Here is a 4803-nt window from a genome sequence, read left to right as displayed (position 1 = left end):
GCGGAGGTGGGACGACGAAATCGAATTCTAACGAATGACCGATTTCTGTCCCACTCTCTCTTTGGACAAAGTCGTCCTTGTAATTACTGTTTACCAGACTGTTCCATATTCCAGAAATCGGTTACGGCACCACGTGATGCTGAAGAAACGATGTGGGCATATTTACCCAGAACCCCACGGCTATACAGTGGTGGCAAGGTTGTTTCAGCCTTCCGTTTTGCCAACTCTTCGTCTGAAACGTGCATGGTGATTTCTTTGGTATCTTGATCAACTGTTACCATGTCCCCTGTGTGGAGGTAGGCGATTGGGCCACCGACCTGAGCTTCAGGCGCGATGTGACCGACAACGAGACCATAAGTCCCACCTGAGAAGCGGCCGTCTGTCAAGAGGGCCACCTTGTCTCCTTGGCCTTTCCCAACGATCATAGATGACAAGGACAGCATTTCCGGCATACCAGGACCACCTTTAGGACCTACGAAACGAACAACGACAACGTCGCCATCCACGATTTCGTCCGAAAGAACGGCTTCAATGGCAGCTTCTTCTGAGTCAAAGACCTTAGCAGGGCCCGTGATGTTACGAACTTTCACACCTGATACTTTGGCAACCGCCCCTTCTGGAGCCAAGTTCCCTTTCAAGATGATCAATGGACCATCGGCACGTTTCGGATTTTCAAGTGGCATGATGACTTTTTGACCCGGTGTCAAATCAGCGAAGGCTTCCAAGTTCTCAGCAACAGTCTTACCAGTACATGTGATGCGATCTCCATGAAGAAAACCATTCTTAAGAAGGTATTTCATGACGGCTGGCACACCACCGACATTGTAAAGGTCTTGGAAGACATATTTCCCTGAAGGTTTCAAGTCCGCCAAATGAGGCACGCGCTCTTGGAAATCGTTGAAGTCTTCCAGGGTCAAGTCCACGTTAGCCGCGTGAGCGATCGCAAGCAAGTGAAGAGTGGCATTGGTAGAACCACCCAGCGCCATGGTGACAGTAATGGCATCTTCAAAGGCTTCACGGGTCAAGATATCCGATGGTTTGAGTCCCATCTCCAGCATCTTGACAACAGCACGACCTGCTTCTTCGATATCGGCTTTTTTATCAGCCGATTCAGCAGGGTGAGAAGAGGAACCAGGAAGACTCATCCCAAGGACCTCAATCGCTGTCGCCATGGTGTTGGCCGTATACATCCCACCACAGCCACCAGGGCCAGGGCAGGCATTACATTCAAGATCTTTCACTTCTTCAGCGGTCATATCACCATGGTTCCATTTCCCGATCCCTTCGAAAACAGAAACCAAGTCGATATCCTTGCCGTTCAGATTACCCGGTGCAATGGTACCACCATAGGCAAAAATCGCCGGGATATCCATATTGGCAATGGCAATCATGGAACCAGGCATGTTCTTATCACAGCCCCCGATCGCTACAAAGGCATCCACATTGTGACCGCCCATAGCCGCTTCGATAGAGTCTGCAATGATATCACGAGAAGTCAAGGAGAAGCGCATCCCTGGTGTCCCCATAGCAATCCCGTCCGCAACCGTAATGGTTCCGAATTGAACCGGCCAAGCTCCTGCATCTTTCACACCTTCTTTGGCCAGTTTTCCAAAATCGTGAAGGTGGATGTTACAAGGGGTATTTTCCGCCCATGTCGAAATCACTCCGACAATCGGTTTCTCAAAGCTTTCATCGGTCATTCCCGTCGCGCGAAGCATGGCACGGTTGGGAGATTTTACCATGCTATCGTAGACACTACTACGATGGCGTTTGTCTAATTCTGTCATGTCATTCCTCTCATCGTATTTTTTATTATTATAGCACAATTCAAGCTTCAACGATAGAAGAAAATTCTTGAATTTTCAGACAATTCAGCTTGCTCGGTTTCTTGCTAAAATAATTTACAGTTATATCTTGACTTTTGTACGCAAAGTGATATCATTTAGATATCACAAAGAAAGAAGGGTTCGTCCCATGGAAGAAAAAATTTTAACCCAAAAGAAAAACGGCTTAGCTGCCCTTATAGGCTTGCTAGTTGGGGATCTTGTCTTAGTTTTAGCCTTTATTAGTGCGATTGCTAGTCTACCAGAAGGTTTTCCACTTGCGATTGCAGTTATTACCTGTATTTTTCTCTTTATTGCTAGTCTGGTGTGCTATGCGGGGATCAAAATTATTAAACCGCAAGAGGCCTTGGTTTTGACCTTGTTTGGGAACTATATTGGAACCATTCGAGAAGCGGGTATTTACTTTGTCAATCCCTTCTGTGTCGCTGTCAATCCTGCCAATAACACCCGCTTGGGCCAAAGTGGTGATGTCACCACCAAGTCACCCATGTCTGTCAGAAAAACAGCAGAAGGTAACAATATTTCTATCGAGACAGGTAAAAAGAATATTTCCTTAAAAGTGATGACCTTGAATAACTCTCGTCAGAAGATTAATGACTGTTTGGGAAATCCTGTAGAAATCGGTATTGCAGTCACTTGGCGTGTAGTAGATACGGCTAAAGCAGTCTTCAATGTGGATAACTACAAAGAATATCTCTCATTGCAGTGTGATAGTGCTCTTCGTAATATTGTCCGCATCTATCCTTATGATGTAGCTCCTAATGTCGATACGACAGGAGACGGCCAGGCAGATGAGGGTAGCCTAAGAGGCTCCAGTGAAATTGTGGCCAGTCGTATTCGAGAAGAGATTCAAGCACGTGTAAAAGATGCTGGACTCGAAATTCTAGAAGCTCGTATTACCTACTTGGCCTATGCTCCAGAAATCGCAGCTGTCATGCTTCAACGCCAACAAGCTTCTGCCATTATCGATGCGCGGAAGATGATTGTCGATGGAGCAGTTGGTATGGTTGAAATGGCCCTTGAACGCCTGAGCGAAGGAGAGATTGTAGAGCTAGACGAAGAACGGAAGGCTGCCATGGTTTCGAACCTTCTTGTCGTTCTCTGTGGCAATCATGATGCACAACCAATTGTTAATACGGGAAGTCTCTATTAAGAATGGCTGACCAAAAGAAAAAACAGATTCCACTTAGATTGTCAGCCAAGTTATATGCTGCTATCGCATCATGGGCAGAAGATGACTTTCGATCGGTCAATGGGCAGATCGAGTACCTGCTGACAGAATGTGTCAAACAACGAAAAAAGGATGGCAAATACGTTTCGGAAACGATTGATGAGCCATTTGAAATAGACCTTTAAGGAGAACTCCTGTCCCATTTGATGGGGCGGGAGATTTTTTTAACAATTTTTTGTCAAGTAACTTTACTTTACAAAAAAGTTTTGTTATACTGTTAAAGTTGATGAAAATCAAACCTAATTGAATTTATATCTTAAAAGGAGAAAAACGAAATGGCAGTACCTGCACGTCGCACATCAAAAGCGAAGAAAAACAAACGTCGTACGCACTACAAAGTAACAGCTCCATCTGTAAACTTTGACGAAGCAACTGGAGATTACTCACGTTCACACCGTGTATCACTTAAAGGATACTACAAAGGACGTAAGATCGCTAAAGCTGCATCAGCTGAATAATAGAAGGGAGATACCATGCGCGTAAATATTACACTTGAACACAAAGAATCTGGTGAACGCTTGTACCTTACTTCTAAAAACAAACGTAACACTCCAGACCGTCTTCAATTGAAGAAATACTCACCAAAACTTCGCAAACACGTTGTGTTTACAGAGGTGAAATAGGGGTTCACTACACGTCAATAGATGTTAGAAACCTTGATTTTAAGCGATTCTTGAAATTCTAAATTTCACTACATTGCAATATAAATCAACCGAATCACTACCTTTTTCACTACCTTTTTTGAAATAAGAATAATGATTCGGATATATAAAAGAAGAGGAACTTTATTGTGAAGCTCCTCTTTTTGTTATGGGTTCTTTTTCTCACAGATCGTATGACCTGGTTTGGAAAGTATGAGTTTCAGTTGGATTAAAAATAGCGTAATATCAAGGCTTTTCAGAACGATATCTACTGATTAATTTCATAAAATTTGAATCAATATTTTTTAAACGGGGGAATAGTTTATGTCATTAAATATTAAACAATACACCTACAAGGATTATTATATCAGATTTTCCCGTTTTAGAAAAATAGGGACTATCATCAGTTTTTGTTGAATAATCAAAAACAGGAAGGATGGTTTTATTATGAATCTGCAATCCATGGCCCTGTATATAGAGATGGAAGAAGATATTATGCAGATCTTAACGATTGTGGTGCATTTACAAGCAATGAAGCTCTAATTACAGACGGTGTTTTTAATATATGAGCATAATGTTACGATCTATGATTTCAGGAAGTAAGTAGATGGATTAAAAAACATATAAAGGAAATTGATGAATTAAGGTTAAACTAAAAGGACTTAGTCCTGTACAATACAGAACTAAGTCCTTCGCTTAAATTATTTGATTAACTTTTTGGGCTATCACAAGAAGTTTACTCTTATAAGATATAATAAAGTTACTTTTCTTCTTTTTTTGATAGGAAGCCCACTCCACCTAACACTAACAGTCCTAACATTGGTAATACAATATTTGTAGTTGTTCCTGTTTTAGGTAGAGTCTTTTCAGAGTGATTAATATCATTTGTAGTAATAACTCCAGATGCTCTGTAAGTATTTGTATTTAAAACTTTATTTGCTTCAGTTTGTTTCTCAGGAGTTACAGTCGTCTCAGGAGTTACAGTCGTCTCAGGAATTGCAGGTTTCTCAGGAGTTACGGGTTTCTCAGGAGTTACAGGTTTCTCAGGAGTTACAGGTTTCTCAGGAGTTACAGGTTTCTCAGGAGT

General features: G+C 42.2%; 7 protein-coding genes. 5 read left to right on the top strand and 2 right to left on the bottom strand.

Annotation, left to right across the window (positions count from 1 at the left end):
* Positions 1-83: 83 nt before the first annotated feature.
* The gene (ilvD, locus tag ADI76_RS07520) at positions 84-1787 is read right to left on the bottom strand and encodes a dihydroxy-acid dehydratase (RefSeq protein WP_049515503.1); all 1704 of its coding nucleotides are present in this window, start codon (positions 1785-1787) and stop codon (positions 84-86) included.
* A 187-nt stretch (positions 1788-1974) separates the two neighbouring features.
* Here ilvD and ADI76_RS07515 point away from each other — a divergent pair, with 187 nt between their 5' ends.
* The 5 genes from ADI76_RS07515 to ADI76_RS11895 all read left to right on the top strand — a co-directional run bounded on the left by ADI76_RS07515 (position 1975) and on the right by ADI76_RS11895 (position 4416).
* On the top strand, positions 1975-2997 hold the full coding sequence (locus ADI76_RS07515; protein ID WP_003011526.1) for an SPFH domain-containing protein: 1023 nt from the start codon (positions 1975-1977) through the stop codon (positions 2995-2997).
* A 2-nt stretch (positions 2998-2999) separates the two neighbouring features.
* Positions 3000-3200 carry a PTS ascorbate transporter subunit IIC gene (locus ADI76_RS07510; RefSeq protein WP_003011522.1) on the top strand — a complete coding sequence of 67 codons (201 nt, stop codon included), beginning with the start codon at positions 3000-3002 and terminating at the stop codon, positions 3198-3200.
* A gap of 150 nt (positions 3201-3350) precedes the next feature.
* Positions 3351-3533: a 50S ribosomal protein L32 gene (rpmF, locus tag ADI76_RS07505; protein ID WP_003009516.1), complete on the top strand. Its 183-nt coding sequence runs from the start codon at positions 3351-3353 to the stop codon at positions 3531-3533.
* Positions 3534-3548: 15 nt separating this feature from the next.
* Positions 3549-3698: a 50S ribosomal protein L33 gene (gene rpmG / locus ADI76_RS07500; RefSeq protein WP_001265622.1), complete on the top strand. Its 150-nt coding sequence runs from the start codon at positions 3549-3551 to the stop codon at positions 3696-3698.
* Between the two features lie 658 nt (positions 3699-4356).
* Positions 4357-4416 carry an IS3 family transposase gene (locus ADI76_RS11895; protein WP_371106653.1) on the top strand — a complete coding sequence of 20 codons (60 nt, stop codon included), beginning with the start codon at positions 4357-4359 and terminating at the stop codon, positions 4414-4416.
* A gap of 60 nt (positions 4417-4476) precedes the next feature.
* Here the strand turns inward: ADI76_RS11895 and ADI76_RS11800 are convergent.
* Positions 4477-4803: LPXTG cell wall anchor domain-containing protein (locus tag ADI76_RS11800; protein WP_049515500.1), on the bottom strand; the 327-nt coding region annotated here is incomplete at its 5' end.

Source organism: Streptococcus parasanguinis (assembly GCF_001074805.1).
Classification (GTDB): Bacteria; Bacillota; Bacilli; order Lactobacillales; family Streptococcaceae; genus Streptococcus; species Streptococcus parasanguinis_A.
Note: the sequence above shows the minus strand (reverse complement) of the source record. Positions and strands in the feature narration are given on the sequence as shown.